This window comes from Streptomyces sp. NBC_01439 (assembly GCF_036227605.1).
Lineage (GTDB): Bacteria > Actinomycetota > Actinomycetes > Streptomycetales > Streptomycetaceae > Streptomyces.
In genome coordinates this window covers 936,046-961,700 of the sequence record NZ_CP109487.1, presented here as the reverse complement: position 1 = coordinate 961,700, position 25,655 = coordinate 936,046, and the positions used below count along the sequence as shown (strand labels likewise).

Genomic DNA, 25,655 nt, shown 5'->3' with positions numbered 1-25,655 from the left:
CCATGTCCGGTGTCGAAAAGACCGGCTTCATTTCCAAGGTGATCGGGCCCAAGAAGCGCTGGAGGGCGTACAAGTCGCGCGTCAAGGAGCTTCCCGAGGACCACCGCACGGCGATCGAGGCGATCGAGCGGTACCTGATGCACTTCGTGCCGACCGACGGCGAGAGCAGCGTGTCGATGTTCGAGGACCTCGCCGACCTGTTCGAGCAGGCCGAGGCGAACGGAACCCCGATCCGCGAGATCGTCGGGGAGGACCCGGTGGAGTTCGCCGAGGCGTTCGTCCAGAACTACACCGAGGGCGGCTACGTTCCCGCCCGCGCGCGGAAGCGGCTGACCGAAGACATCGGGCGCGTCGCCGGTGACGAGACCGGAAGAGAAGACGCGACGGTCTGATCGCGCCCCGGCGCGTTGCCCCCGGGGGCCGATCACCACCTTCGTCGCCCGTCCGCACCACACGGCCGCGGGGCCCCGCCCGGCCGGCCGCCCCGCGCCGCACGTCCGCGGCGCCGTCGAGACCGACCACTGCGTACAAGGAGATTTCATGACGGGAAACGGCAACAACGCCTTATCCGGAGCAGGGCTGCGCCGACTGCGCGAGGTACTGGAGGCGCACGTGGAGTCCAAGAAGATCCCCGGACTCGTCGCCCTGGTCGGCCGGGGCGACGAGACCCATGTCGAGGCGATCGGGACGATGCGCCACGATGGCGGCGCGCCGATGCGCCGGGACACCATCTTCCGGATGGCCTCGACGACCAAGCCGGTCGCGGTCGCCGCGACGATGGTCCTCCTGGACGAGTGCCGGCTGCGACTTGACGAACCGATAGACCAGTGGCTGCCGGAACTGGCTGACCGGCGGGTGCTCGAGCAGCCCGACAGCGCGCTGGAGGACACCGTGCCGGCGCGGCGTCCGATCACCGTGCGGGACCTGCTCACCTCCACCTGCGGGCTCGGGCTGGACATGACGGCCTTGGGCTCCCCGATGATGAGCGCGTACTTCGAGCGGCGGCTCTACGGCGAGAACGGATGGATGCTGCCCGCAGTGGAGCCGGACGAGTGGATGCGCCGCCTGGGCACGCTCCCGCTGACGTACCAGCCCGGAGAGCGCTGGCTGTACAACGTCAGCGACGACGTACTCGGGGTGCTGGTGGCCAGGGTCACCGGCCAGTCGTTCGAGGCGTTCCTGCGCGAACGCATCTTCGATCCGCTGGGGATGAAGGACACCGGTTTCCACGTGCCCGCCGACAAGATCGATCGGCTGCCGCCCCTGTACGCCCCCGATCCGCAGTCCGGAGAGTTCATCGTGGAGGACCGGGCCGAGGGGGGACACCACAGCCAGCCTCCGGCGTTCCAGTCGGGCGGCGGCGGACTCGATTCGACCGTCGACGACTACCACGCCTACTTCCGCATGCTGCTCCGCCGCGGGATGCACGGCACCGAGCGGATCCTGTCCCGGCCCGCCGTCGAGCTGATGACCACGAACCGCCTCACGCCCGAACAGACAGCTGCGCTACAGGCATGGGCGCGCGGCGTCGTCCACCTGTCGCACGGTCAGGGACAGACCGGCGGCTGGGGCTTCGGGATGACGGTGCGCACCTACCGCGGTGACTACGCGCCCATCGGCCAGTTCGGTTGGGATGGCGGAGCCGGCACCACGACCTACGCCGACCCGGACAACCAGCTCGTCGGCATCCTGCTGACCCAGACCGGGATGTCCACCCCGGACTCGGCGCGGGCCGCGCAGGACTTCTGGACCACCCTCTACCAGGCGGTCGACGCCTGACCCGCCCCACGTCTGCGCCCTGAAGGCCGACCGGCAGGTCCACCTGCGGGGGCGGCGCCCGTCAGGGCCGCCCCCGCTCCTCCGTCCGGCGCCTCCCGGCCCCGTTCCCGTGGCGACCGCGGTGACCGACCGCCTGCCCCGGACTCGACATCCGCCCTGATCGGGGGCGTCTGCGCTACGCCACAGGTGGCTCTCTACGCGTTAAGGACGCGTCAGGGTTTGCTCGCCCGCGTGCATGAAGGATCAATTTGCATACGCTTGCTCAGCCGTCGACGTCGATGGCTGATTCTTTGTGTACGACAGGAGCACCCCACGATGGCCACCCCGGCCCGCTCCTCGCGCCTGCGCGCGTGGATGCTGGAAGGCTTGACCGCCCAGACGAGTTCGCCCGCCGCCAAGGAGGCGGCGGCCCAGCCGCACGGCCGGCCGTGGTGGCGGGTGATGTGCCTGACGGGTCTCGACTACTTCTCCACCCTCGGCTACCAGCCCGGCATCGCGTTCCTCGCGGCCGGGCTGCTGTCGCCGCTGGCGACCATCGTGCTCGTGCTGCTCACGCTCTTCGGCGCGCTGCCCGTGTACCGGCGGGTGGCCGAGGAGAGCCCGCACGGCGAGGGTTCCATCGCCATGCTGGAGAAGCTGCTGTCGTTCTGGAAGGGGAAGCTGTTCGTCCTGACCCTGCTCGGGTTCGCGGCGACCGACTTCCTCATCACCATCACCCTCTCCGCGGCCGACGCGACTGCGCACCTGGTCGAGAACCCGCACCTCACCAGCACCCTGCACGGAAACGAGGTGCTGATCACCCTGATCCTGATCGCGCTCCTCGGGGCCGTGTTCCTCAAGGGGTTCAGCGAGGCCATCGGCGTGGCGGTGGTCCTGGTGGTGACCTACCTCGGCCTGAACGTGGTCGTGGTGGCGGTCGGGTTGTGGCACGTGTTCACCGCACCGCAGGTCATCACGGACTGGACGGCCGCGCTGACCGCCGAGCACGGCAACGTCTTCATGATGATCGCCATCGCGCTGGTGGTGTTCCCGAAGCTCGCGCTGGGCCTGTCGGGGTTCGAGACGGGCGTGGCGGTCATGCCGCACGTGAAGGGCGACCCGGACGACGTACCCGAGAGGCCGGCGGGCCGGATCCGTGGCGCGAAGAAGCTGCTGACCACGGCCGCCGTGATCATGAGCGTCTTCCTGATCTGCTCCAGCCTGATCACGACCCTGCTGATCCCGCCCGCCCAGTTCGAGCCGGGCGGCGAGGCCAACGGGCGCGCGCTCGCCTACCTGGCGCACGAGTACCTGGGCTCCGCCTTCGGTACGGTCTACGACATCTCCACGATCCTGATCCTCTGGTTCGCCGGCTCCTCCGCGATGGCGGGCCTGCTGAACCTGATGCCGCGCTACCTGCCCCGGTACGGAATGGCCCCCCACTGGGCCCGCGCCCTGCGCCCGATGGTGATCGTCTTCACGCTCGTCGCGTTCCTCGTCACCTGGATCTTCGACGCCGACGTCGACGCCCAGGGCGGCGCCTACGCCACCGGTGTCCTCGTCCTGATCACCTCGGCCGCCGTCGCCGTGACCATTGCCGCCCGCCGGGCCGGGGAACGCGGCTGGACCATCGGCTTCGGCATCATCTCCGCCGTCTTCATCTACACGACCGCCGTCAACATCGTCGAGCGCCCCGACGGCGTGAAGATCGGCGCCTGCTTCATCGCCGGCATCATGGCCCTCTCCCTCCTCTCCCGCCTCGCCCGCGTCTTCGAGCTGCGCGTCACCCACATCGAATTCGACGACATGGCCCAGCGGTTCATCCGGGACACCGCGAACCGCACGATCCGTTTCATCGCCAACGAGCCCGACAACCGTGACCTGGAGGAATACCGGCAGAAGAAGGCGCAGATCCGCGCGGACAACGACATCCCGTCCGAGGACGACGTCATGTTCGTCGAGGTCACCGTGTTGGACGCGTCCGAGTTCGAATCCGGCATGCGGGTGCGCGGCGAGGTCCTGCACGGCCGTTACCGCGTCCTGACCCTGGAGAGCTCCAGCATCCCCAACGCGCTGGCCGCGCTCCTCCTGCACGTCCGGGACGAGACCGGTCAGCGGCCCCACATCTACTTCGAGTGGACCGAGGGCAACCCGATGGCCAACTTCTTCCGCTTCTTCCTCTTCGGCCAGGGGGAGGTCGCCCCCGTCACCCGAGAGGTCATCCGCGAGGCCGAACCCGACCGCAACCGTCGTCCCCACGTGCACGCCGGCTGACCCACCCGCGTCAAAACGCCGACAGGAATCCCGCTGGACCCTCGCCGTCGCGAGGGTCCGGCGGGATCCTCGCTCTTGTGACCGCTCGCTCGCGCCCGGACCGCGAAATCCGCCGGACCGCACTCGCCCTCGGGGCGGCCGGATCGACCGTCATCGCCGCCGGCGCCGTCCTCGACGCCATGTGGCTGCTCGGGATCGGGGTCTGGGGCGTCATGGCCGCGATGGCGATCGAGCTCGTCTACCGGCCGTGAAGCAGTACTCCACGGCCTTCAGGGCGTCCGGGCCGGTGGCCGATGGCGCGTGCACGGGGAGCGTTTCGTCCCGGCGTTCGCCGCTGCCGGCCGCCGGCCGGTATGTGCCGGCGCTGCGGGGTGTCGCCCTAGACTTCATGGTCAATGGTTCGTAAAGCCAGGTGCGGCGCGGGGGGATCCCCGCACGAAACGATGGGGTTGTCAGTGCTTCTGAAAACGTTCGGCTGGTCGTTCGCGGTCACCGTGCTCGGCCTGATCGCGGCGGTGTTATACGGGGGGTGGGCCGGCTTCGGGGTCGTGGCGATCCTGTCCATCCTCGAAATCTCGGTGTCCTTCGACAACGCCGTCGTCAACGCCGGGATCCTGAAGAAGATGAATGCCTTTTGGCAGAAGATCTTCCTCACCGTCGGTGTCCTGATCGCGGTCTTTGGCATGCGTCTGGTCTTCCCCGTCGTGATCGTCGCCGTCAGTGCCGAGATCGGTCCGATCGAAGCGGTACGGCTCGCGCTGGACGACAAGGACACGTACCAGCAGTTGGTGACCGACGCACACCCCTCGATCGCCGCCTTCGGCGGCATGTTCCTCCTGATGATCTTCCTTGATTTCATCTTCGAGGACCGTGACTTCAAGTGGCTCGCCTGGCTGGAGCGCCCGCTCGCCAAGCTCGGCAAGATCGACATGCTGTCCGCCTGCATCGCGCTCATCGTGCTGCTCGTCTCCGCGATGACCTTCGCCACCCATGCCCACCAGTACGGCGGCGTCCACGCGGACAAGACGCAGACCGTCCTGATCGCCGGCATCGCGGGCTTGATCACCTACCTGGTCGTCGGCGGCCTCTCCGGCTACTTCGAGAACAAGCTCGAGGAAGAGGAGGAGCGCGAGCACGAGGCCGAGGAAGCGGCCAGGGCGAGCGGTACGAAGGTCCCGGCGGTCGTGATGGCCGGCAAGGCCGCGTTCTTCCTGTTCCTCTACCTGGAAGTGCTGGACGCGTCCTTCTCCTTCGACGGCGTCATCGCCGCCTTCGCCATCACCAACGACATCGTCCTGATGTCGCTCGGCCTCGGCATCGGTGCGATGTACGTCCGTTCGCTCACGGTCTACCTGGTCCGCCAGGGCACCCTCGACGACTACGTCTACCTGGAGCACGGCGCGCACTACGCCATCGGCGCCCTCGCCGTGATCCTGCTGGTCACCATCCGGTACGAGATCCACGAGGTCATCACGGGCCTCGTCGGCGTCGTCCTGATCGGCTGGTCCTTCATCTCCTCGATCCGGCGCAACCGCAGGCTAGCGGCGGCCGAGGCGGCGGACACGGGCTCCGACGAGAAGGCCGAGGTCCCCTCCGGCGTCTGAGCCGGGCCGCCCGCACGGGCCGCGCGCTACCCGGGTTCGGCCGGCAGGGGATGACCGTCCCTCGGGGAGGGACGGTCGGCCCCTATCCGCACAGGTCCCGCCCGAGGAGAGTTGATCCCGGTGGCGCCCGGTCCTCCTCGGCCGGCGCCGCCCGTTCCGGACGGCGACCCCGATGCCTCGCGCATCAGTACGGAGGACAGACCTGTGAAGCGCACCCTCGTCGTCGGAGTGGACGGTTCCGCCGAGAGCCTGGCCGCTGCCGACTGGGCCGCGCGGGAAGCCGTGCGCCGCGACATGCACGTGCACGTGGTCCACGCCTGGCTGTGGCAGCCGCTCGCCGTCCCGGTCGTCCAGAACCGCGGCACCGAGGCGCGCCGGGCCCGGGAGATCCTGGAGGAGACCGAGGCCGGGCTCACGCGCCGGCACCCCCGGCTCTCGCTCTCCGCGGAAGTGGTGCCGGACGTTCCGGTACCAGCCCTGCTGCGCGCAGCCAAGGACGCGGAGATGCTGGTGCTCGGCACCCGCGGGCACGGCGCGCTGGCAGGCTTCCTCTTGGGCTCCTACGGGCAGCAGGTGATCGCCTCCGCCGAACGCCCCGTCGTTTCCGTCCGGGCCCGCGACGGCCAGCCGGTGTTCGGGGGCGACGAGGGCGAGGTCGTCGTCGGGCAGCAAGGTGGCGTGCAGGAGTCCGCCGAGGTACTGGGTTTCGCCTTCGAGGCGGCCGCAGCGCGCAAGGTCCCGCTCCGTGCGGTCCGGGCCTGGAGCCCGCCCCCGGTCTACGGCTACAGCCCCGGCTCGATGTGGATCGCGGAGCAGTTCGGCGGGCTGGAGCCGTTCGAGGAGGACGCGTTGGACCAAGCGCTGGAGCCGTGGCGGCTGAAGTTCCCCGAGGTGGAGGTCGTCGCGCACGTGGAACGGGGCAGTGCCGGCCAGGTGCTGTTGTCCGAAGCGTCGGACGCCCAGCTGGTCGTCGTCGGTCGCCGGGTCCGCGAGTCGGGGGTGGGCGCGCGGATCGGTTCGGTGGCCCATGCGGTGCTCCACCACTCGGCCTGCCCCGTCGCCGTCGTCCCGCACCACTGACCGCCGGAGGGACGGCGGGCCGAGGGCGACGGCGGGCCGACGGTGAAGGAGGGCCGTGGGCGAAGGAGGGCCGAGGGCGAAGGCGCGCACGCGCTCGTACGACCGCGCCCGGTCCCTTCCCCGGACGGCTCCTACTCGGCGGCCGGGGTCGGGTGCCGGCCGGGCGGGGTCAGCGCGTGACTGGCGATCACCGCCGCCTGGACGCGCCGCTCCACGCCGAGCTTGATGAAGAGCCGCGAGATGATGTTCTTGACGGTCTTCTCCGCCAGGTACAGCCGTTGGCCGATCTCCCGGTTGGTGAGGCCCTCGCTGACCATGAGGAGGATCTCCTTCTCCCGGTCCGTGAAGCCGGGAAGCCCCGGGGCCTGTTCCTCCCGGGGCACGTCGCCGCGCATGCGGGCCAGCAGCCGCGTGGTGGCCCCGGGGTCGAGCATCGACTGGCCCGCGGCCACCGTCCGGACGGCGGTCACCAGGTCGGTGCCGGTGATCTGCTTGAGCACGTATCCGGAGGCCCCCGCCATCACGGCGTCCAGCAGCGCCTCTTCGTCGTCGAACGACGTGAGCATCAGACAGGCCAGCTCGGGCATCCGCGAGCGCAACTCCCGGCACACGCTCACCCCGTCGCCGTCCTGGAGCCGTACGTCCAGGATCGCGACCCGGGGGCGCAGCGCGGGGATGCGGACCAGCGCCTGTTCCGCCGTGCCCGCCTCACCGACCACGGTCAGGTCGGGTTCGGCGTCCAACAGGTCGTGCACTCCCCGGCGTACGACCTCGTGGTCGTCGAGCAGGAAGACGCTGATGGGCTCCGCCGCGGGGGAGGGGACAGAGGGGACACCGCTGCCGGTCATGACGCAACTCCTTCGCCTGGGTCCGTCCTTGACGCACGAACACCGGCATCCTGCCTCCCCGACGGCCGAACGGACAGGGCCGATAGGCCCGCATCGGCCGGGTGTTGCGAGCGGCAGGCGCGGTCGCGGCTCCGAAGAAGGGACCTTCGGCCCTGTCGGGAGGGCCTGCCGGGCCTTCCCCGGTGCCCGCGGCACCGGATGAACTGAGGGCGCACGGGGAACGGCGCGACTCGACCGAGCCGCACGCAGCGCGGAGGAAGCCATGACGACCGCCTTGATCGACCTGAAGACCGTGGGCCGGGACGACCGCGGTGTGAGAATCGCCCTGGCCGGAGAGCTCGACTTCTACACGGTCGGGCAGGTGGCGCCGCGCCTGCGCGAGCTCGCCGGATCCGGCCACCGGAACATCGTCCTGGACCTGTGCGGCCTCTCCTTCTGCGACAGCGCGGGCATCGACCTCCTCATCCGCATGAACCGCAGCTGCTGCGCGGAGGGAACGCGCCTCCTCCTGTGCGACGTGCCGCCCCTGGTGGTGAAGTCCATGCGGGTGCTCGCCGCCGACCGCGACCTGCAGTTCGTCGTCTTGTGAGGTACACAGCATGGACCAGGAAGCCTTACGGCGGCCCGGCGGTCGGACGGGTGACGTGACCGCCGCCCGGCACATGCGGGAGCTGGACAGGGCCGAGGCCCTGCGGCTGCTCTCGACGGTGTCACTGGGACGCATCGTCTTCACGCAGCACGCGCTGCCCGCTGTCCGGCCGGTCAACCACCTCGTCGAAGGCGAGGACCTCATCGTCCGGATCCACGACGGCGGGGCGCTCGGCTCCCTGGCGGCACCCGCCGACGCCCCCGGCGTGGTGGTGGCTTATGAAGCGGACGACATCGATCCCGTCACCCACCTGGGCTGGAGCGTCGTCATCACCGGCTATGCGAGGGCCGTGGTCGACACCGACGAGGTGGACCGGTACGCGCACTTGCTACGCCCCTGGGTGGCACGCCCGATGACCAGCGCCCTGCGGATCCGCCCCGACCTCGTCACCGGGTTCCGGCTGGAGGCGGACCCGACGCGGCTGGTGCCGGCGGCCCGGGGCTGACCCCCGGCAGGTGCCCCGGTCCTCAGTTCCCGGTGGGGAGGGGCGCCCGCCAGATGAGCCTGGTACCCCCCTCATCGGGAGTCTCGTGAGTGAAGGAGCCGCCCAGACTCTGCGCCCGCTCGTCGAGGTTGCGCAAACCGCTTCTGCGTCCCTGGGCCGGCAGGCCCTTCCCGTTGTCCGAGACGGTCAGCACGACCTCGCCCTGGCCCGCCTTGAGGGTCACTCCGACCCGGGTCGCCTGTGCGTGGCGGGCGGCGTTGCTGAGGAGTTCACCCAGCACAGCCATGACGTGGTCGGCTATCTGAGGCGGTACGTCGGTGTCGAGCAGGCCCTCCATGCTCAGACGCGGCGGGTGACCGAGGGTGGTGGCCGCGTCGCCGACGGCACGGGCGGCGCGCGCCCGCAGACCGGGTTCGCTCTCGCGGTCCTTGGTGCGGAGTCCGAAGATCGTCGACCGGATGATCTTGATCGTTTCGTCCAGGTCGTCGACGGCCCGGCCGACCCGTTCGGCGGCCCCTTCGTGCTCGACGAGCCGGGCAGCGCTCTGCAAGGTCATGCCGGTCGCGAAGAGCCGCTGGATGGCCAGGTCGTGCAGGTCACGGGCGATGCGGTCGCGCTCCTCCAGCAGTGCTATCTGCTCGGCGTCCCGGCGCCGCTCCGCCAGTTCCAGGGCGAGTGCCGCCTGACCCGCGAAGGCCACGAGGGGCTCCAGCTCGCCCTCGCCGAACGCCGGTTCTCCCGCCGCGCGCGCAAGCAGCAGGACGCCCCGGCCCTCGCCACCGGCGGTGCCCAACGGGACGGCCACGGCGGGCCCCGATCCGTCCTGCACCTGGGCCTCGGCCGGGTAGCGTTCATCGGCCGAGGGCAGCACGGCCGTGACGGGCTTGCCGGCCCGGTGCGCCGCCCCCGACAGCGTGCCGGCGACGGGTACGACGAGGCCTCGGCGCGCGCTCGCGTCCGTACCGGCCGCGAACTCCACGACCAGGCCGTCGATGCCGGCCACGGGCATGGCGATGTCCGCGAGGCGCGCCGCGGTGATCTCCTGTGCGCGACGGGCGATGAGCTCCAGTACCGCCGGGCGCGAACTGCCGGACAACAGGCTCTCGGTGATCTCCGCATTGGCCTTCAGCCAGCGCTGCTGGCGCTGCGAGCCCTCGTAGAGCCGTGCGTTGTCGATCGCCACGCCCGCCGCCACCGAGAGGGTGGAGATCACGGTCTCGTCCTCGGTGTCGAAGTCGAGACCGCCCCGCTTGTCGGTCAGGTAGAGGTTGCCGAACACCTCGTCGCGGACCCGGATCGGCACGCCCAGGAACGTGCGCATGGGCGGGTGATGGGCCGGGAAGCCGTAGGACGAGGAGTGCCTGCCGAGATCGGTGAGACGCAGGGGCTCCGGGTGGTGGATGACCTCCCCGAGCAGGCCGTGGCCGGCCGGCAGGGGGCCGATGCCGGCGATCTCCCGGTCCGTGAGTCCCACGGTCAGGAACTGGGCGAGCGTGCGGCCGTCGGGGCCGATCACGCCCAGCGCGCCGTACTCGGCGTCGACGAGCAGCGCGGCCGCCTCCACGATCCGCCGGAGCACCTGGGCGAGGTCCAGCTCCCGCCCCACCGACACGACGGCCTCCAGGAGGCTGTGTACCCGGTCCCGGGTGCCGCGCACCGCGTCGATGCGGACCTGGAGCTCGTCCAGCAGCTCGTCCAGTCGCATCCGCGGTACCCGGGTCAACGGATTCCCCACACCCACGCGCATTCCCTCCGGCGGTTCGCTCGGTTGCCCGATCCACGGTCAGCGTATCGACACGCCCGGGGTCGATGGGTGTTGTTGCGCAGGGACGGCCGCCGTGACTCACTTGATCGCAGCGCCGGACGACGACGGGGAGGGGACGCCATGGATCTGAAGAAGGCGGTGTACGAGGAGGAGCTGCTGCGGCTCCAGACGGAGCTGATCAAACTCCAGGAGTGGGTGCGTGCGGAAGGCGCCCGTCTCGTCGTCGTCTTCGAGGGCCGCGACGCAGCGGGCAAGGGAGGCACGATCAAACGCGTCGCGGAACACCTCAACCCCCGCGTGGCGCGCATCGCGGCGCTACCGAAGCCGACGGAGCGGGAGCGCACCCAGTGGTACTTCCAGCGCTACGTGGAGCACCTGCCCGCCGCCGGCGAGATCGTCCTGTTCGACCGCAGCTGGTACAACCGCGCCGGGGTCGAGTACGTCATGGGCTTCTGCACGCCTGCGCAACACCGGCTCTTCCTGCGCCAGTGCCCGGTCTTCGAGCACATGCTCGTGGAAGACGGGATCCTGCTCCGCAAGTACTGGTTCTCCGTCAGCGACGCGGTGCAGGAGGAACGCTTCCGCCGCCGCACCGAGGACCCGCTGCGACGGTGGAAGCTCTCCCCGATGGACCTGGAGTCCCTCACGCGCTGGGAGGCGTACTCCCGGGCCAAGGACGAGATGCTCGTCCACACGGACACGGTGGACTCCCCGTGGTATGTGGTCGAGAGCGACGACAAGCGCAGTGCGAGACTCAACATGATCGCGCACCTGTTGTCCTCGCTCCCTTACGCGGACGTGGCGCTGCCTTCGCTGACCCTGCCGTCCCGTCCGCCTTCGACCGGCTACCAGCGCCCGTCCAAAGAGCTGCAGAACGCCGTTCCCGACCATGCGGCCACGCTCAGGAAGGAGTGAAGCGCGGCGGGCGTTCGGGACGCGCTCATCGCGGGCCGGCCGGCTCCCGGTGAACGCTGCTGCGGCCGTGGGCCACGCCATCGAAAAGTGGGAGATTCCCGATTCGGCCAGTACACGTCTGTTTCGCGCCGGTTGGGGTGGATCGGAGTTCCGGATCATGCGGTGAGTGCTGTGCTGGAGGGGCTGCGCCCGTCGAGGGCGAGCGTCGGACAGCGCACACAGGGGGTCCTCAGCGATGGCTTCTCTGCACTACGAAGTACTCACCGATCCCGCTCCGCTCCAGGTGCCGGTCGCGGGCGAGGAAAGTCAGGGATCGGTCTACGTCCTCGTCTCCAACCCGACCATGGACGAGGTGATCTGGTATTCCATCGAGATACGGGTGCCCTGCGGTCAGGCGGGCGGTGATCTGACGGCCCGTCCGAAGACGATCACTGCGCGGGTCGAGCGGAACACCGCGACGAAGCAGGGGGAGGAGCCGATCGTCGTCTGGGACGACAACACGGGTGTCCTCACCGTCACCGCCCGGCCGAACACGCTGTTCCAGGAGGCCGGCTCCATGGCCCTGGTCCTGGACGGCTTCCCCGTCTCCAGCACAGCGGGACTGGTGCTGCTGCGCGTGACGGAGCGGGCGGCGAACGGCGCCTTCGTGAAGAAGAGCCCCGTGACCCTGAGCCTGCTGAAGCAACTGCCCAAGGTTCCGCGCAACTTCCGTCCGAAGCAGTCCTTGGTGACCGGCGGCCAGGACGTCGTCCTGCAGTGGGACGGGCCCGACACCCTCACCTACCGGATCCAGGGTCCGGACGGCCCCCCGGAGCCGGTCGTGCCGACGCAGGGCACAAGCGGCTGGCAGTGGTCGCCGGCGGCCGGCCAGGAGCCGAAGCGGGACGCCACGTACACCCTGATCGCCACCTCCCCGGGCGGGCAGCAGCCCGGATACTTCCTCACCACCACCGTCCACCTGCGCAGCCCCGAGTTCGAGGGCGTCACCGCGACGCGCGGAATCCACAGCCCGTGGGTCGAGGGCACGACGGACGAGGGCCGGATCGTCTTCACCGCGCAGGGCGCCCAGATCCGCGACGCCGCGAACGACCTCGGCACCCTCTCCGCAGCCCGGGCCGACGCCGAGACCGTGACCGCGGCGTGGGTCCGGGGGCGCGAGAGCGACGCCGGGTGGATCCGGTTCCCGTCCGACGGAATCAGGGTCGGCCGCGGCGGTGGAAGCGACTTGGGAACCGTCACGGCCGACAAGATCAGCGTGAACGGGATCAACACCCAGTGGGTGGGGGACCGGGACTCGGGCAAGGGATGGGTCGAGTTCCCGCAGTCGGGGGTGAACGTCCGCAAGGACGGAAAACAGGACTGGGGAACCGTCGCCGCCGACCTGGCGGACCTGAACGGCATCAACACCAAGTGGGTGCAGGGTCGCACGGCCGCCGACGGATGGATCGAGTTCCCGGCCTCCGGGATGAACGTGTTCCAGGGCGCCGGGAGCCGCCAGTGGGGGACCGTCGCGGCCGCCAAGGCGGACCTGAACGACGTGGTCACCGACCGGGCCCAGGTCAAGGAACGCCTCACCCTCCAGGGCGGGCTGACCGTCGACAACGTGCTGGAGACCCAGGACGGCCCGCCGCGGCTGATCGTCCACGGCCGCCTGGACGCCGAGGGCGAGGTGAAGGCCGACCGCACGGTCACCGTCACCGGTGACCTCACCACCCTCGGCATGCTGCGCGTCCAAGGCGAGTCGCGCCTGCAGGGGAAGGTGAACGCCGGCGCGCACCTGTCGGTCCGCAACGCAGGCGCCTGGATCATGCACACGAACGACGGGAACGTGGCGGTCAACGGCGACCTGCGCGTCCACGGGGCGTTCCGCTCCGATTCCTGATCAGGTCGTCCGGCATGCTGCGTGACGGGCGGTCGGGGGTCGTCTCACCCGCCGTCCGTCGCGTTGCGCCGCACGGGGGTACCCGGGCGGGTCCCGCGGCACCACGCCCGGTGGCGGCGGGCGTGGTGCGGCCGGCGGTGGTCTCCTGGTACGGGAGCCGACGCCGGGTGCCGCGGGGGCTCCCGTCGTCCGTGCGCCCCGAGGGGAAGGTCCCGACTGGTATGCCCGAGCCCCTGATCGTGATCACCGGTGCCAGTTCCGGTATCGGTGCGGCCACCGCCCGGCTGCTCTCCTCCCAGGGCCATTCGCTGCTCCTGCTGGCCCGCCGGCTGGAGCAGCTGGAGGCGCTGGGACTGCCCGACGCCCTGTGCCGGAAGGTCGACGTCACCGACCGGGCGGCCGTGGAGACCGCCGTGCGGGAAGCCGAGGAGCGGTACGGGCCGGTGGACCTGCTGGTCAACAACGCGGGCGCGATGCTGCTGGGCCGGATCACCGACCAGCCGGTGGACGAGTGGGAGCGGATGCTCGACATCAATGTGAAGGGCCTGCTGTACGCGACCCGCGCGGTCCTGCCCGGGATGGTGGCCAGGGGCGCGGGCACCATCGTGAACATCAGCTCGGTGGCCGGCCGCAAGACGTTCCCGAACCACGTGGCCTACGTGGGCACCAAGTTCGCCGTCCATGCGATGTCGGAGAACCTCCGCGAGGAGGTGGCCGCCACCGGGGTCAGGGTGGTGACGGTGGCTCCGGGGGCCGTGGAGACGGAACTGCTGTCGCACACCAGCGACGAGCGGATCAAGAGCGACTACCAGGCGTGGAAGGAGTCGGCGGGCGGTGCGCTGGACCCGGACGAGGTGGCCGCAGCCATCGCGTACGCCTACGGCCGGCCCCGCAACGTCTCCGTCCGCGAGATCGTCCTGGCCTCGACCGGCCAGGAAGCCTGAACCGGACGCACCGCGGGCGGGCCGGGGCGTACGTGGACGCCCCTGCGCGCAGACCGCCGCCCGGTGGCCGGCGGGCCGTTCGCCGGGCTGTTCGCCGCCACCGAGCCGGCGTGTCCCCGGGCTCCTGTTCCACGTGTGGGACGGCCCGTTCACTGCCCGTTCACCGAGGGGCCGGATTCGACGTTGCGGCTGGTTCCAGAAGGGTGTCTCGATCATTTCCGTTGTGTCGAACCCGACCGGGTCCGTATCCTCACGCCAATGCGTTGACGGAGACGAGTAGCCACGGACCACCCGAGAACAGAGAGCCGCCGGTAGCTGTGAGCATCGTTCGATCATGCCGCACGTGAGTTCCGGCCGGAACCCGTGGCGGTCCGGGCCTCGGGCGCCTTGCGCGTCTTCATCCCGCCGACGATGAGCGCCAGCCCCACGGCGATGACGCCGAGGTACGCGGTGGACGGAAGGTCGACGACCTTGTGCATCCAGCCCCACTCCGTGCCGAAGAAGGTTTGTGAAGCGAAGCTGATGAGTCCCTGGGCTCCTATGACGTAGCCGATGCTTTCGATGGTGTATCCGATGGTCGTTCGCACGGACCAATCCTCTCGCGGCGGCGCCGCCAGATCGTCCTCCACAGGGCCGAAATGACAGTAGGCCAAAGGATGCAGTCGCCGTCACTCACCGCCGTGCCCTGGGGCATCAACAGGCCGACAGACGTGGGGCTGTAGACTCTCGTGCACTACGGGAACAGGTGTGGCATGGCGAAGAATCCGCGCAACAAGGCCCTGATGCTGGCGGTGGATCAAGTTCCGGCGTACGCAGACGGACCTTCCGGCCGCCGCATAACCACGAAACGCGATACCCGCTGCCGCTGCCGCGCAGTTCAGCGGTGCGCGGCAGCGGCTCTTCTTCCGGCGGGTGCGGTTACAGGCCCGCGAAGGTGAGGGCGGTCGCGGTGACGGAGCACGCGATCGTGGCCGCGTACTGCGTGTCGTGGTCCTCGTCGAGGAGGGTGTCGCCGGGCGTGTGGTACTGCCGCGTGCCGGTCGCCGGTCCGCCGTCCGGGCCGAAGAGGTTCTCGGAAACGGCGATGGCCGCCCACCCCCGCTCGTGGAAACTCGCGTGGTCGCTCCGCCCCAGTGCGGGGTCCCCGGCCCCGGTGAGCTGCTGGACCTCGAAGTCGGAGGCGATGACGGGGATGGTCCGCGCGACCAGGTCACCGAGCGCGTCGGAGGCCGACACGACCGGCCCGGGTACGGAGGAGCCGGCATGGATCTCCACCGCGGGCGGGCTGCCGTCCTGCCGGCCGGCGATCATGTCCATCTGGAAGACGCCCGCGATGCGGTCGTCCGCCGTCGCGGCGGCGCGCGCGTAGCGCTTGCTGCCGACGAGCCCCTGCTCCTCGGCGTTGAAGAGGACGAAGCGAACGTGACGCGTCGGCGCTCTGCCCCCTGCGACCAGCGCGTGCAGACACTCCGCCGCGGCCATGACCGCTGCGGTGCCGCTCCCGTCGTCGTCCGCACCGGGCGCCGGGTCCACCGAGGGGTCGTAGGGGCGGGGATCGCCGTCGGCATCGACGAAGTTTCCGCTCTGCGCCGTCGAATCCAGATGTCCCGTGATGAGAACGGCGGAGTCCGCCCCCTCGACGCGGTGCTCGGCCTCGACGTTGAACAGTTGGCGTCCCCGCCATCTGAACGCATGCCGCCGGACCACCAGCCCCAGATCCTGGAAGTGCCGGACCAGCGCGTCCACGACGAGCCCGTTGTCGGCGTGCGACGCGTCACGGCTGAGGATCTTCAGCGGCTCGCCCGGGACCAGCGGTTCGACGCCGGAGATGCGTGCCACGTGGATACGGAGCGCCTCGGGCGTCACGGTCGCGCGTACGGCCGCGAGCGTCTCGGGGGAGGGAAGGCCGTCGCCCGTCTCCTCGAACCCGGTGGGCAGGACCGAGGCGAACTCCTCGGCCTGCGTTTCACCGGGGCGTGAGAGGAGCGCCGGGTCCGGCAGCAGGCGCTCGGTGTGTCCGGGCTTGGCTCCCTGCGCGTGGACCTCCTCGATCGGGACACCGGCTGGCGAAGCGACGTAGACACCGCCGGGCGCCGGCCCGAGTGACAAGATCTGCCGCGGGTACCCGGTCAGCTCGCCGGAGGCGAAGCAGAACGCGGCCGCCGCGCGCATCGCTCCTTCGGCCGCCGTCCGGGACTGGTCCGGGGCGCCCGCGAAGGCCTCGGGAACCGTCACCGAGCGGTCGTCCCTGACCAGGAACGCCGCCGTGTCCTCCACCTGTCCCCGTACATCGTTCGTGAATCCCGCCTGTTGGAGCGTCTCGACTCCGAGCGCGGTCGCCATGGCGAGTACGAGCCGAGGGGAGGCGACGTGCACGGGAACGGCCTCCGTGCCGTTCGCCACCGACTCCACTACGCCCAGGGTCCGACCCTCCGGCACGTCGATCCTCGTCCAGAAGACCGGGCGGTCCTCGATGGCGGCCCGGGTGAACACGGGGTGGGGCGCCACCCTCATGCCGGCCGTGCGGGCGAACGCGCGCTCGTCGTGGTCCTCACCCACGAAGACACAGTCGTCGGCCGCGCCGCCCGCGCTCGCGACCGCGTCGTCGAAGATCGCGCGGCTGTCCTTGGGTCCGAAGTGAATGAGGTGCTCGTCCGGGAACCGGCCGGGGAAGGCCTCGTGGAGGGCCCGCGTGATCTGCGCGACCGCATCCTGTTCGGTGCCCGGATTGGAGATGATGCCCTTGGGTTCCCCTGCGAACGCATCGAGAACCTGTGGGACGCGGGGGCGAGGACGCAACAGCCAGGATCCGTCCGCCTCGAGACGGCCGTCCGCCAATGTCGCCCCGATGTCGAAGAAGAGTGTGGTCATCTCGGTGCCTCCGGTGATCCGGTCCTATGCGGTGCCCACCCTCGGGCGGGCGTCATCGACTGCCGTCTGCGCGCCGGTCCGCGCGCCCGTCCGTTGGAGCCCCAGAGGGAACCGCGCAGGGAACCGTACACGGAACCGCCCCTGAGGGTCGGGCGAGTTGAGCTCATGTCGGATCACCTCGCCTTCGGACGCTGCCACTTCGGTCGATTGCTCGCGCCCCAACTGTGTGACGCGCACCTCAGGACCGTCGGCAACGTGCAAGCGGTGCTCTCAAGGTCCGACATCGCCGTGACCCCTCTCGCCCCCCCGACTCCCGCGCCCCCTCCTCGATCGTCACTCACCGTAATGGACGGGGCAACCGGAAGGGCGGCGCGCTCAACGGGTTCGCCATTCGGATTGCCGGTCATCTACCCATGGTGCGCGCCGGGTACGTGGTGCTCATGGGCTACGGAGCAGTACCCGGCAGCCGGCCGGTCCGTTACAGGGGGTAATTGAACTGTCATCATTGTTCTGCTGGATCGTTGAAGCGGCGATCGACGATCCGGCGGCGGGCCGCGCGGCGGAACCATCGGAATGATGCTCGGCCGCCGGTCGTGGGGATGCCCCGCACGCCTCCGGCTCCCCGACGGGCGGGAGCCCTACCGTGCAAGCAACCCGTCCGTGCACAGCGGACCACGTCCCGCCGCTCAGGCGTTCCCTTGGAGGTCATGATGCCCAGTCCCGCCCAGCCGTTTGGCACGGTCGTCAGTAGTAGCGGCGTCAATCTGCGGAGGTATCCGAGTACCGACTCTTCCCTCGTCGGCAACCTGAGCCACGGCGCCCAGGTCGGTCTGCACAGCAAGGTGAACGCGCAGACCATCGACGGCAACAGCATCTGGTACTTGCTGCGCGACCAGGCCGTGTGGGTCGCCGCCCGCCACGTCGACAACACCGGCGAGGTACCGCTGTCCAAGGACGCCAAGCCCGCCGGCCCCCAGGGCTGACGGCGAGCCGGCCCTGCGGAAGTCCCGGGCCGTTCGGGGGCAGCCCAAGGCTGCCCCCGGGCTCGGACCGATGGTGCGTGCCCGCTGCACCGCGTGGTCAGTGGGCCTGCGGTGAGGCGCTGGTCAAGAACCTCTCCAGCGCGAGGCGCGCCGTCTCGCCCCGCCCCGTGCGGTCCCGTTCGTCCTGTGCCGCATGGATCTCCGTCGTGGCATCGAGGGCCTCTTGGGCCAACTGGATCAAGGCGGAATCGCCGCACATGAGGCGAACTCGGCAGAGTGCTGCCGTGGAGTCCGCCCGCCGCTGGTAGGACGCTTCACGAGCACTGATGGACTGAGGGCCGTCCGGGTCGGCCTGCTCCCAGTGCCAGCGGTCGTTCTGGCTCCGGCGGAAGTCGGTGAGGGCCGCCGCGAAGGCGCTGTAGGCGCCGATCCGTTCGTGCCGCACCTGTTGGTCTCGGGCGAACCGTTCCGCCTGCCGGGCGATGTGCCGTTGGAACACGAAGGTGAGGGTGGACCCGGCCAGTGTTGCGAAGACGGCGACGAGGCTCGTGAGGGCGGCATTCATGTCGTGAGGATCCCCCGTGCCGGTGGGCCGCACCCGCGCCTCGGCCCGGGTCCGGGCGGGCGGGGCCCGGCGACCCCGGGGGTGCCCCGGGGGCGACCTGCTGCCGACGTGCAGCGGCGCGGCGATACTGAAGGTGGGCCGACTGCTCAACCCCTGGTCTGCGATCACTCTGGGCAGTCGCTGCGGCAATGCCCGCCGTGCGGTCCTTTCGGCAGGTCGAAGGGTGGCAGCGATGGACGCACCGGCGCCGGGACCGGGCGAGGTGCCCGAGGACCCGTTCGCGCTGCACAGCTCGGCCTCGGCGGTACTGGACGACCACGGCAGGGTCGTGGGCTGGAGCGAGCGCGCACAGGAGCTCCTCGGCTACCCGCCCGACGAGGTGCTGGGCGGCACGGCCGTCGAGTTCTTGTGCGATTCGCGTGATCTTGAGGCGATCCGGGACGCCGTGGCCGCGTGCGACCGCGACGGGGGCTGGTCCGGTGTCCTGCCCGTCCTGCACCGCAGCGGGCGACGGGTGGAGCTGGGCTTCCGCGCCCGCGCCGTCATCCGCGCCGGATCGGCCCGCGAGTGGTTCCTCGTCGTCGCCCCGGCCGAGGAGGTGCTCCGGTGGGAGACGGACCGGTCGGTCCTGGACGGTCTGTTCCGGCGCTCCCCGATCGGCCTGTCCGTCCACGCCCCCGATCTGAGCATCCTGCGGATCAACCGGGCGCTGGCCCGGTTCACGCAACTCCCCGCGGCGGAGATCCGGAGCCGACGCATCGGCGACTTCCTGATCGGTCCGGACGTGAAGACCATCGAGACCCGGCTGCGCCGGGTGCTGGAGACGGGCGCCCCCCTGATCTTCACCGAGCAGCGCTGTCGCGCCAGGAGCGACCCCGACCACGAGTGGGTGGTCTCGGTCTCGGCGTTTCGGATGGAGGACCCCGCGGGCGGGATCCTCGGAGTCACCCAACTGGTGGAGGACGTCACCGACCGCTACCGGGCCCGGCGGCGGCTCGCCCTGCTCAACCGGGCGAGCGCCCGCATCGGGACCACGCTGGATCTCGGCCGGACCACCCGGGAGCTGGCCGACGTCGCCGTCCCCGACCTCGCGGACGCCGTCTCGGTGGACCTGCTGGAGTCGGTGGCCCGAGGCGAAGACAACGCCGAAGAAGCGAGCGGTCCGGTCCTGAGGATGGCCGTCCACTCGGTCATTGCGGAGGCGCTGCAGGTGATGCACGCCGCCGGCGAGGTCTTCCACTTCGACCCGCGCACCCCTCAGGCCAGGTGCCTCGCCGAACAGCAGCCCATCCTCGAACCGGTGCTCCAGACCAACCCCAGCTGGTACTTCCAGGATCCGGAGCGCACCCGGCGCGCCCTCGGCCTGCACGCCCACTCACTGATCGTCGTACCGCTGACGGCCCGCGGCCTGCTCCTCGGCCTGCTCAGCCTGTGGCGGGCCGGGCGGCCCGAACCGTTCGAGGAGGACGACGTCACGCTCGCCGAGGAATTCGCCGCGCGGGCCGCCCTGTGCATAGACAACGCCCGCCGCTACACCCAGCAGCATCAGGCCGCGTTGACCTTGCAGCGCAGCCTGCTGCCGCAGGAACTGCCCGAATACAGCGCGGTCGAGGTCGCGCACCTCTACCTCCCGGCCGACCCCGCCACCGGCGTCGGCGGCGACTGGTTCGATGTCATCCCCCTCTCCGGAGCACGCGTCGCCCTCGTCGTCGGCGACGTCGTCGGCCACGGCCTGCACGCCGCGGCCACCATGGGCCGCCTGCGCACGGCCGTACACACCCTGGCCAGCCTCGACTACGCTCCGGACGAGGTCCTCTCCCACCTGGACGACCTGGTCAACCGTCTGGCGGACGAGCAGGAACCCGCCGACGGACGCCCGCAGGGCCAGCAGATCGTCGGCGCGACGTGCCTCTACGCGGTCTACGACCCCACCTCCCGGCGCTGCACCCTGGCCCGTGCGGGCCACTTGCCCCCCGCCGTGGTGACCTCCGACGGCACGGTCAGCCTCCCCGACCTTCCCGAAGGGCCGCCGCTGGGTCTGGGCGGACTCCCCTTCGAGTCCGCCGAACTGGAACTCGCCGAGGGAAGTCTCCTGGCGCTGTACACGGACGGCCTGGTCGAGGCCCGCGGCCTCGACCTCGACGAGGGGCTCTCGCGGCTGCGAGAGGCCCTGTCCCGGCCCGGCCGCTCGCTCGAGCAGACCTGCGCGGCGGTCCAGGGCGCCCTGCTACCGGAGCATCCACCGGACGACGTCGCGCTGCTCCTCGCCCGCACCCGCGTCTTGGCGCCGGAGCAGGTCGCCTCCTGGGAACTCCCGGCAGAGCCGACCGTTGCCGCCCGTGCGCGGCACCTGACGGAGACCACACTGACCGGGTGGGGCCTGGCGGAGCTGGCCTTCACCGCCGAACTGGTCGTCAGCGAACTGGTCACCAACGCCTACCGGTACGGCGGTGGCGGGCCGGTCACCTTCCGGCTCATCCGCGACCGCAGCCTGATCTGCGAGGTCTCCGACGGCAGCAGCACCGCTCCCCACCTACGGCGGGCGCGCACCACCGACGAGGGCGGGCGCGGGCTCTTCCTGGTGGCCCAGCTCACCGAACGGTGGGGCACCCGCTACACCCGGGACGGCAAGACCGTCTGGACGGAGTTCCCGCTGGCCGCGGCAGTGCAGGGGTTCTCCGCGCCGGTCGCGGACCTCGCGCTCGACGGGTGACACCGGGGGAGTCGAAGCCGAGCGGGCTCCGTCGCCGCCGGGGCGGCACGCGTGTCCGACGGGGATCCCCCCCCCCCCGCGGATGTCGGAGGTATCACCACGGGACCTGCCGGTAGTCCTTCAGGAGGACGCCGTGGACCGGTGCGCCGGCCTGTCCCTGCACGATGGGGTGGTAGATGCGGGCGGCGCCGTCGACGATGTCCAACGGCGGGCGCCAACCGGTGGCGGCGTGCCGCTCCCGGGCGGGGAGGGGCTTCTCGTCGGTGACCCAGCCGGTGTCGACGCTGCAGGTGTGGATGGAGCGGGTGGCCAGATCGGCGGCGCTGGTGCGGGTGAGCATGTTCAGGGCCGCCTTGGCCATGTTCGTGTGCGGATGGTCGCTGGTCTTGTTGCGCACGGCGAACTGGCCTTCAACCGCCGAGACGTTGATGAGGTAGCGGTCGGGGTGCGGGGAAGCGTCGAGAAGGGGCAGCAGCCGGTCGGCGAGCAAGAACGGCGCGACCGCGTTGACCAGCTGGACCTCCAGCAGCTCGGTCGGGTCGATCTGGCCCAGGCGTAGGGTCCAGGAGTTGGTTGCGGCCGACTCGGGCAGCAGGCCCGCCTCGTCGACAACTTCCTGCGGCACTGGGGTGGCCAGCGGGGCGTCAGCCGTGTGTGCGCCTCCGGCCAGGGCGTGGGGCGCTGGGATGCGCGGGGCGAGCTCCGCCGTCCACGGAAGGGGTGCGGTGCGCGGGCCGGGTACGGAGAATCCCGGAGCGGTCCAGATCGGTGGCGCGGCGAGCGGCGCGGGGGCCGGCGCGGGTTCGGCGGCGGACAGTGCGGTGTACGCCTCGGGGGAGCGGCGCAGGGTTTGGGCCGCGTTGTTGATCAGCACGTCCAGGGGTAGCCCTTGGGCGAGCATGTGGTCCGTGAAGGCGAGTACCTGCCGGGGATCGCGCAGGTCCAGGGCGACGATCCGCAGCCGGTGCCACCAATCCGCGGCGCCGGGAGCCGCCGCGAACCGGCGCACCGTGTCCTGCGGGAAGCGACTGGTCACCGTGAGCTCGGCGCCGTCGCGAAGGAGCATCAGCGCCACCTGGTGGCCGATCTTCACGCGCCCGCCCGTCAGCAGCGCCCGCCGGCCGGTGAGGTCGGTGCGGGCGGTGCGGTGGGCGAGGTTCTCGCCGGCGCATTCGGGACACAGCAGGTGGTAGAAGTCGTGGACGTGCCGGTAGTGCTTCTTGCAGACGTAGCAGCGTTGGGGACGGTTCAGCAGCCGTGCCGGCCGGGAGCGCTCCGGCGCACGGTCCGGCAGCTGTCCCGCCGCGGCGGCCGGTCCGGGGCGAAGCCGGACGTATTCGCCCACCGTCAGGCCGCGTTCCGGCGGGGCCGGGGCGGGCAGAGCGGCATCCATGACGCGGTCGCAGGCACCCATCGCGGTGGCGGCGAGCAGCTCCGCGTCGGCTGCGGCGCGTTCCGCGCGTGCCTCGGCACGGCGTCGGAGGCGGCCGTCGCGGACGAGTTCGCCGGCGGCCCGTTCCAGCAGGCGGCGCTGAGCATCGTCCACGGGTAGCTGTCGTGCCTGGTGGATCAGGTCCAGGCAGCTCTGTATGCGCTCACTGTCCATGGGGTGCCTTTGGTGTGATGGGTCCGTTCGCGGCCCCTCCCCCCACCCCGGAGGTGTTCACGTGGACGACCGGGCCGTGCGAGGTGAAGGGCCGGGCGGCGGTGGGGACGGAGAAGGCGTTTCACGGTGGACGCGTAGCAGGGGCGCCGCGTCCGGAGGTGGTGATCACCATAGGTCGTATCCCGGACAGCCGGGCGCCTTTTTCGGCCCGGCCCGGCCTCGCCTGGCCCCGCTCCGAGTTCGGCGCCCATGTCCACCGGCCGCACGAACAGGCCCTTCCAAGCCCCGACGGGCCGGTCGTGTTCGGTGAGGTCCTCCGGCGGTTCGCGCGTCTCCGGGGCCGGGTCTTGACGATCCACCCCGAAGAGATGACACTTGGAGTGCAAGTTGTTTTGTCTGCATTTGTAGCTACTGCTTGCTCTCCGTAACGAAAGGCGAGACATGTCCGTCTACAGCGCCCGAGCGTGTTCCCGGCCCAGCCGAACCGGGACGCGTACGAGGTCCGCCCGACCCACGCGCACGCTCGCCTACGTCGCCGCGGGCGCGGCCGTGGGCGGCGTCTGGGCCTTCGGCGGGGACATGCCCGCGTGGGAACATGCACTGCGCGTCCTCGTGGTGGTGCTCTGCGTCAGCGTGGCCGGACGGTTCGTCGGCCGCCGCCTCGCCCGCTCCGGGAGGACCCCGATCGACCGCGGTCTGTTCTTCGGCCTGGTGGCGGCGAAGGTGCTCCTGGTGGCCGTGGCCCTGCTCGTCGACTGGCTCGCGGGCCTGTGGTTCTCCGAACCGGCCCTGATCACCGCCGGATTCCTGTTCGTCCTGGTGGCCGTCGGCGGTCCCGCCCTGCACGGCTGGTTGTCGCACGGTACCGGGGGCCGGGGCGATCGGGTCGTGCGCGCATAGTGCGGATACGGCAGCCCCGGCCCCCGGCCCCGGTCGTCCTCGATGGCTTCGTGCCGACGCCCTCCTCACGTCTACGACCGGGAAGGTTCGCCGGGTTGAGGGGCTGGGCCCCTCGGTGTTGTCAGTGGGAGGCCTGATGATGTTCCCAGCCGGTCACATCTCAGGGACGAGGGAAGACATGCCATCGGCATTGGAACGCCTCCAGGCACTGCTCGGTGAGCCGGAGGGGGTGTGGGGCTGGCCGCGCCGAGAGGTCTGGGAGGCCTCCGAACAGCACCTCGGTGTCACGCTGCCCGGGGATTACAAGGCCTTCATGGACGTGTACGGGCCCGGAACCCTCGGCGGGTATCTGCACCTCGACCGGCCGACTGGCCTCATGACCCCTGCCGAAGTCGAGGACTTCTGGGCCCTGGAGGGTTGGCGCGATGCACGAAGAGGCTCGGAGGATCTCTACCCCTTCCCCTTCCACCCCGACCCGGGTGGGCTCATCCGCTGGGGCCACGACGAGCACAGCAGTGAGTACTACTTCCTTGCCAGCGACCCGGATCCGGGTCGCTGGGAGATCGTGGTCAGTAGCGAGTGCGCGGAGTGGTACCGAACCAGCGGCAGCTTCACCGACTTCCTGATGCGCTGCTTCGACGGCCTCGACCGGGCACCGTTCATGGACCGCGCCTGGCCCGGAGGCGACGCCCGCTACGAACCCTTCGACGGGGCGGGTGGTGGCCGTCCGGATGAACCGGGACGGCACGGCCGTTGACGATTGCGACCCCGAGGGTGGTGGCGGAACCAGCGGCGTCGCCGGGGCTTGGGCCTGGTCGCCCTGAGCCGGGCAGATCCACGGCACGGGGACAGACTTTCGTATCGCCCGGTCCGACCGGAGCCGCCCCAGCGCTTCGACCGGAGCACCAGCCGGTCGTCACGGGCCCGGGGCAGCGGCACGACGGCCAGGGCTCGTCGCAGCCGGGCGACATCGATCCGGCCTTGGCTGAGTGCGAAAAACGAGGCACCGTGCCCGCGCCGGTGCTCGGGAGCGAGCGTTAGGTCCGCTTCCGGCCGATCTGCCAGGTGGCCATGGTGGGGTGTCACCCCTGCGAGTCACGTTTCCTGAATCGGCGTTTCCCTCCCTTCGTGGCGTCATCCCGCCTGGGCAAGATCCTTTCCTCGGTAGACCCCTACGGAAAGGAAGCCCGTGATGCACCACACGCTGACCGGTGCCAAGCGCTCGGCACGGCACCGTAGCCGGATCGCCCTGGCATCAGCGACCGCTGTCCTGGGAACCCTGCTCACCAGCGGCCTGGCATCGGCTGCGACAGGACCCGACATCGCCGTCTCCCTGGCCCTGGACTCGCCGCGACAATGGGAGCCGAACACTGTCCTCGGGGGGTCCGGCCGCGGCTGGATCACGAACACGGGGGACACCACCATCCCCGCTGGCGTCAAGGTGTACTTCACCGTCCGCAATCTCGCCGTACCCCCCTTGATCTGCTCACGCGGCGACTCCAGCCGGATGTGCAGCGAAATCCACGCCGCCGGTGTGCTCGGCGGGGACGGCACCACCGCGGTGCCCGCCCCCGTCATCGACAATGCCGTCCCGCCATGGATGATCATCACCACCAGAGACCTCGCCCCCGGCGAAGCAGCTACGTACCGCTGGACCGTTGGCCACTACGCGCCGTGGCACCGCGTGGCAGGGGTAGCAACGGTCACATCCTTGCCTCCGGGGATCACCGACGTCAACCAGAGCAACGACACTGCCACCGTCGCAAGGCAGGACGGCACCGGCTTCTGATCGGACCTGCGCCAGCAGCCGCCGTGCGATGGGCCTCCGGCAGGCATCGACCCGGAATGGGCGC

Annotated in this window: 22 protein-coding genes and 1 pseudogene; 16 read left to right on the top strand and 7 right to left on the bottom strand. The window is 70.6% G+C overall.

Features of this window, described 5'->3' with window-relative positions; genetic code table 11:
* Positions 1-2 precede the first annotated feature (2 nt).
* The 6 genes from OG207_RS04460 to OG207_RS04435 all read left to right on the top strand — a co-directional run bounded on the left by OG207_RS04460 (position 3) and on the right by OG207_RS04435 (position 6,716).
* Positions 3-392, top strand: a complete 390-nt coding sequence (locus OG207_RS04460) for a DUF1048 domain-containing protein (protein WP_329096090.1) — start codon at positions 3-5, stop codon at positions 390-392.
* Between the two features lie 148 nt (positions 393-540).
* Positions 541-1,779: a serine hydrolase domain-containing protein gene (locus OG207_RS04455; protein WP_329096088.1), complete on the top strand. Its 1,239-nt coding sequence runs from the start codon at positions 541-543 to the stop codon at positions 1,777-1,779.
* 315 nt (positions 1,780-2,094) lie between these two features.
* Positions 2,095-4,032, top strand: a complete 1,938-nt coding sequence (locus OG207_RS04450) for an amino acid transporter (protein WP_329096086.1) — start codon at positions 2,095-2,097, stop codon at positions 4,030-4,032.
* A gap of 77 nt (positions 4,033-4,109) precedes the next feature.
* Entirely contained in the window at positions 4,110-4,283 is a 174-nt protein-coding gene (locus OG207_RS04445; protein WP_329096084.1) for a hypothetical protein, read from the top strand.
* A gap of 204 nt (positions 4,284-4,487) precedes the next feature.
* The gene (locus OG207_RS04440) at positions 4,488-5,636 is read left to right on the top strand and encodes a DUF475 domain-containing protein (RefSeq protein ID WP_329096082.1); all 1,149 of its coding nucleotides are present in this window, start codon (positions 4,488-4,490) and stop codon (positions 5,634-5,636) included.
* A 204-nt stretch (positions 5,637-5,840) separates the two neighbouring features.
* Positions 5,841-6,716 carry a universal stress protein gene (locus OG207_RS04435; protein WP_329096081.1) on the top strand — a complete coding sequence of 292 codons (876 nt, stop codon included), beginning with the start codon at positions 5,841-5,843 and terminating at the stop codon, positions 6,714-6,716.
* Positions 6,717-6,847: 131 nt separating this feature from the next.
* Here OG207_RS04435 and OG207_RS04430 read toward each other — a convergent pair whose 3' ends face one another.
* Complete coding sequence (locus OG207_RS04430; protein ID WP_329096079.1) at positions 6,848-7,564, bottom strand: response regulator transcription factor; 717 nt, start codon at positions 7,562-7,564, stop codon at positions 6,848-6,850.
* Between the two features lie 262 nt (positions 7,565-7,826).
* Here OG207_RS04430 and OG207_RS04425 point away from each other — a divergent pair, with 262 nt between their 5' ends.
* Together OG207_RS04425 and OG207_RS04420 are read left to right on the top strand one after the other, a co-directional pair.
* Entirely contained in the window at positions 7,827-8,153 is a 327-nt protein-coding gene (locus OG207_RS04425; RefSeq protein ID WP_329096078.1) for an STAS domain-containing protein, read from the top strand.
* 10 nt (positions 8,154-8,163) lie between these two features.
* Positions 8,164-8,658, top strand: coding sequence for a pyridoxamine 5'-phosphate oxidase family protein (locus tag OG207_RS04420; RefSeq protein WP_329096076.1), 495 nt, complete (start codon positions 8,164-8,166; stop codon positions 8,656-8,658).
* A 22-nt stretch (positions 8,659-8,680) separates the two neighbouring features.
* Here OG207_RS04420 and OG207_RS04415 read toward each other — a convergent pair whose 3' ends face one another.
* Positions 8,681-10,363, bottom strand: coding sequence for a sensor histidine kinase (locus OG207_RS04415; protein ID WP_329096074.1), 1,683 nt, complete (start codon positions 10,361-10,363; stop codon positions 8,681-8,683).
* Between the two features lie 180 nt (positions 10,364-10,543).
* Between OG207_RS04415 and ppk2 the strand changes: the two genes are divergently transcribed.
* The 3 genes from ppk2 to OG207_RS04400 all read left to right on the top strand — a co-directional run bounded on the left by ppk2 (position 10,544) and on the right by OG207_RS04400 (position 14,164).
* Complete coding sequence (gene ppk2, locus OG207_RS04410) at positions 10,544-11,338, top strand: polyphosphate kinase 2 (RefSeq protein WP_329096072.1); 795 nt, start codon at positions 10,544-10,546, stop codon at positions 11,336-11,338.
* A 235-nt stretch (positions 11,339-11,573) separates the two neighbouring features.
* Positions 11,574-13,220 (top strand): hypothetical protein, encoded by a 1,647-nt coding sequence (locus OG207_RS04405; RefSeq protein ID WP_329096070.1) that lies wholly within the window; start codon positions 11,574-11,576, stop codon positions 13,218-13,220.
* 221 nt (positions 13,221-13,441) lie between these two features.
* A complete protein-coding gene (locus tag OG207_RS04400) occupies positions 13,442-14,164 on the top strand; it encodes an SDR family oxidoreductase (RefSeq protein WP_329096068.1) in 723 nt (240 codons plus the stop codon).
* A gap of 332 nt (positions 14,165-14,496) precedes the next feature.
* Here the strand turns inward: OG207_RS04400 and OG207_RS04395 are convergent, their stop codons facing one another.
* Positions 14,497-14,751 carry a hypothetical protein gene (locus tag OG207_RS04395; protein ID WP_329096066.1) on the bottom strand — a complete coding sequence of 85 codons (255 nt, stop codon included), beginning with the start codon at positions 14,749-14,751 and terminating at the stop codon, positions 14,497-14,499.
* Positions 14,752-15,082: 331 nt separating this feature from the next.
* A complete protein-coding gene (locus OG207_RS04390) occupies positions 15,083-17,035 on the bottom strand; it encodes a M20/M25/M40 family metallo-hydrolase (protein WP_329096064.1) in 1,953 nt (650 codons plus the stop codon).
* 707 nt (positions 17,036-17,742) lie between these two features.
* Here OG207_RS04390 and OG207_RS04385 point away from each other — a divergent pair.
* Positions 17,743-18,018 carry an SH3 domain-containing protein gene (locus OG207_RS04385; RefSeq protein ID WP_328787378.1) on the top strand — a complete coding sequence of 92 codons (276 nt, stop codon included), beginning with the start codon at positions 17,743-17,745 and terminating at the stop codon, positions 18,016-18,018.
* A gap of 97 nt (positions 18,019-18,115) precedes the next feature.
* Here OG207_RS04385 and OG207_RS04380 read toward each other — a convergent pair whose 3' ends face one another.
* On the bottom strand, positions 18,116-18,583 hold the full coding sequence (locus tag OG207_RS04380) for a hypothetical protein (RefSeq protein ID WP_329096062.1): 468 nt from the start codon (positions 18,581-18,583) through the stop codon (positions 18,116-18,118).
* Between the two features lie 232 nt (positions 18,584-18,815).
* Between OG207_RS04380 and OG207_RS04375 the strand changes: the two genes are divergently transcribed.
* Positions 18,816-21,296: a SpoIIE family protein phosphatase gene (locus OG207_RS04375; RefSeq protein WP_329096060.1), complete on the top strand. Its 2,481-nt coding sequence runs from the start codon at positions 18,816-18,818 to the stop codon at positions 21,294-21,296.
* A gap of 94 nt (positions 21,297-21,390) precedes the next feature.
* On the opposite strand, the gene OG207_RS04370 is transcribed toward OG207_RS04375, so the two are convergent.
* Complete coding sequence (locus OG207_RS04370; RefSeq protein WP_329096058.1) at positions 21,391-22,902, bottom strand: SDR family NAD(P)-dependent oxidoreductase; 1,512 nt, start codon at positions 22,900-22,902, stop codon at positions 21,391-21,393.
* Positions 22,903-23,343: 441 nt separating this feature from the next.
* Between OG207_RS04370 and OG207_RS04365 the strand changes: the two genes are divergently transcribed.
* Both OG207_RS04365 and OG207_RS04360 read left to right on the top strand, forming a co-directional pair.
* Positions 23,344-23,802 carry a hypothetical protein gene (locus tag OG207_RS04365; protein WP_329096056.1) on the top strand — a complete coding sequence of 153 codons (459 nt, stop codon included), beginning with the start codon at positions 23,344-23,346 and terminating at the stop codon, positions 23,800-23,802.
* A 178-nt stretch (positions 23,803-23,980) separates the two neighbouring features.
* Positions 23,981-24,559 carry an SMI1/KNR4 family protein gene (locus OG207_RS04360; protein ID WP_329096054.1) on the top strand — a complete coding sequence of 193 codons (579 nt, stop codon included), beginning with the start codon at positions 23,981-23,983 and terminating at the stop codon, positions 24,557-24,559.
* A gap of 143 nt (positions 24,560-24,702) precedes the next feature.
* Here the strand turns inward: OG207_RS04360 and OG207_RS04355 are convergent.
* A pseudogene (locus OG207_RS04355) lies at positions 24,703-24,846 on the bottom strand (NF041680 family putative transposase); the annotation flags it as partial.
* A 148-nt stretch (positions 24,847-24,994) separates the two neighbouring features.
* Here OG207_RS04355 and OG207_RS04350 point away from each other — a divergent pair.
* Positions 24,995-25,591, top strand: a complete 597-nt coding sequence (locus OG207_RS04350) for a hypothetical protein (protein ID WP_329096052.1) — start codon at positions 24,995-24,997, stop codon at positions 25,589-25,591.
* The last annotated feature ends 64 nt before the right edge of the window (positions 25,592-25,655 follow it).

What these genes read in the sequence shown, in the direction of transcription:
- OG207_RS04385 (WP_328787378.1), top strand. Translation starts at nt 17,743, where the DNA reads ATGATGCCCAGTCCCGCCCAGCCGTTTGGCACGGTCGTCAGTAGTAGC.
- ppk2 (WP_329096072.1), top strand. Translation starts at nt 10,544, where the DNA reads ATGGATCTGAAGAAGGCGGTGTACGAGGAGGAGCTGCTGCGGCTCCAG.
- OG207_RS04390 (WP_329096064.1), bottom strand. Translation starts at nt 17,035, where the DNA reads ATGACCACACTCTTCTTCGACATCGGGGCGACATTGGCGGACGGCCGT.
- OG207_RS04425 (WP_329096078.1), top strand. Translation starts at nt 7,827, where the DNA reads ATGACGACCGCCTTGATCGACCTGAAGACCGTGGGCCGGGACGACCGC.
- OG207_RS04370 (WP_329096058.1), bottom strand. Translation starts at nt 22,902, where the DNA reads ATGGACAGTGAGCGCATACAGAGCTGCCTGGACCTGATCCACCAGGCA.
- OG207_RS04455 (WP_329096088.1), top strand. Translation starts at nt 541, where the DNA reads ATGACGGGAAACGGCAACAACGCCTTATCCGGAGCAGGGCTGCGCCGA.
- OG207_RS04450 (WP_329096086.1), top strand. Translation starts at nt 2,095, where the DNA reads ATGGCCACCCCGGCCCGCTCCTCGCGCCTGCGCGCGTGGATGCTGGAA.
- OG207_RS04380 (WP_329096062.1), bottom strand. Translation starts at nt 18,583, where the DNA reads ATGAATGCCGCCCTCACGAGCCTCGTCGCCGTCTTCGCAACACTGGCC.
- OG207_RS04420 (WP_329096076.1), top strand. Translation starts at nt 8,164, where the DNA reads ATGGACCAGGAAGCCTTACGGCGGCCCGGCGGTCGGACGGGTGACGTG.
- OG207_RS04375 (WP_329096060.1), top strand. Translation starts at nt 18,816, where the DNA reads ATGGACGCACCGGCGCCGGGACCGGGCGAGGTGCCCGAGGACCCGTTC.
- OG207_RS04365 (WP_329096056.1), top strand. Translation starts at nt 23,344, where the DNA reads ATGTCCGTCTACAGCGCCCGAGCGTGTTCCCGGCCCAGCCGAACCGGG.
- OG207_RS04405 (WP_329096070.1), top strand. Translation starts at nt 11,574, where the DNA reads ATGGCTTCTCTGCACTACGAAGTACTCACCGATCCCGCTCCGCTCCAG.
- OG207_RS04460 (WP_329096090.1), top strand. Translation starts at nt 3, where the DNA reads ATGTCCGGTGTCGAAAAGACCGGCTTCATTTCCAAGGTGATCGGGCCC.
- OG207_RS04350 (WP_329096052.1), top strand. Translation starts at nt 24,995, where the DNA reads ATGCACCACACGCTGACCGGTGCCAAGCGCTCGGCACGGCACCGTAGC.
- OG207_RS04400 (WP_329096068.1), top strand. Translation starts at nt 13,442, where the DNA reads ATGCCCGAGCCCCTGATCGTGATCACCGGTGCCAGTTCCGGTATCGGT.
- OG207_RS04415 (WP_329096074.1), bottom strand. Translation starts at nt 10,363, where the DNA reads ATGCGACTGGACGAGCTGCTGGACGAGCTCCAGGTCCGCATCGACGCG.
- OG207_RS04360 (WP_329096054.1), top strand. Translation starts at nt 23,981, where the DNA reads ATGCCATCGGCATTGGAACGCCTCCAGGCACTGCTCGGTGAGCCGGAG.
- OG207_RS04430 (WP_329096079.1), bottom strand. Translation starts at nt 7,564, where the DNA reads ATGACCGGCAGCGGTGTCCCCTCTGTCCCCTCCCCCGCGGCGGAGCCC.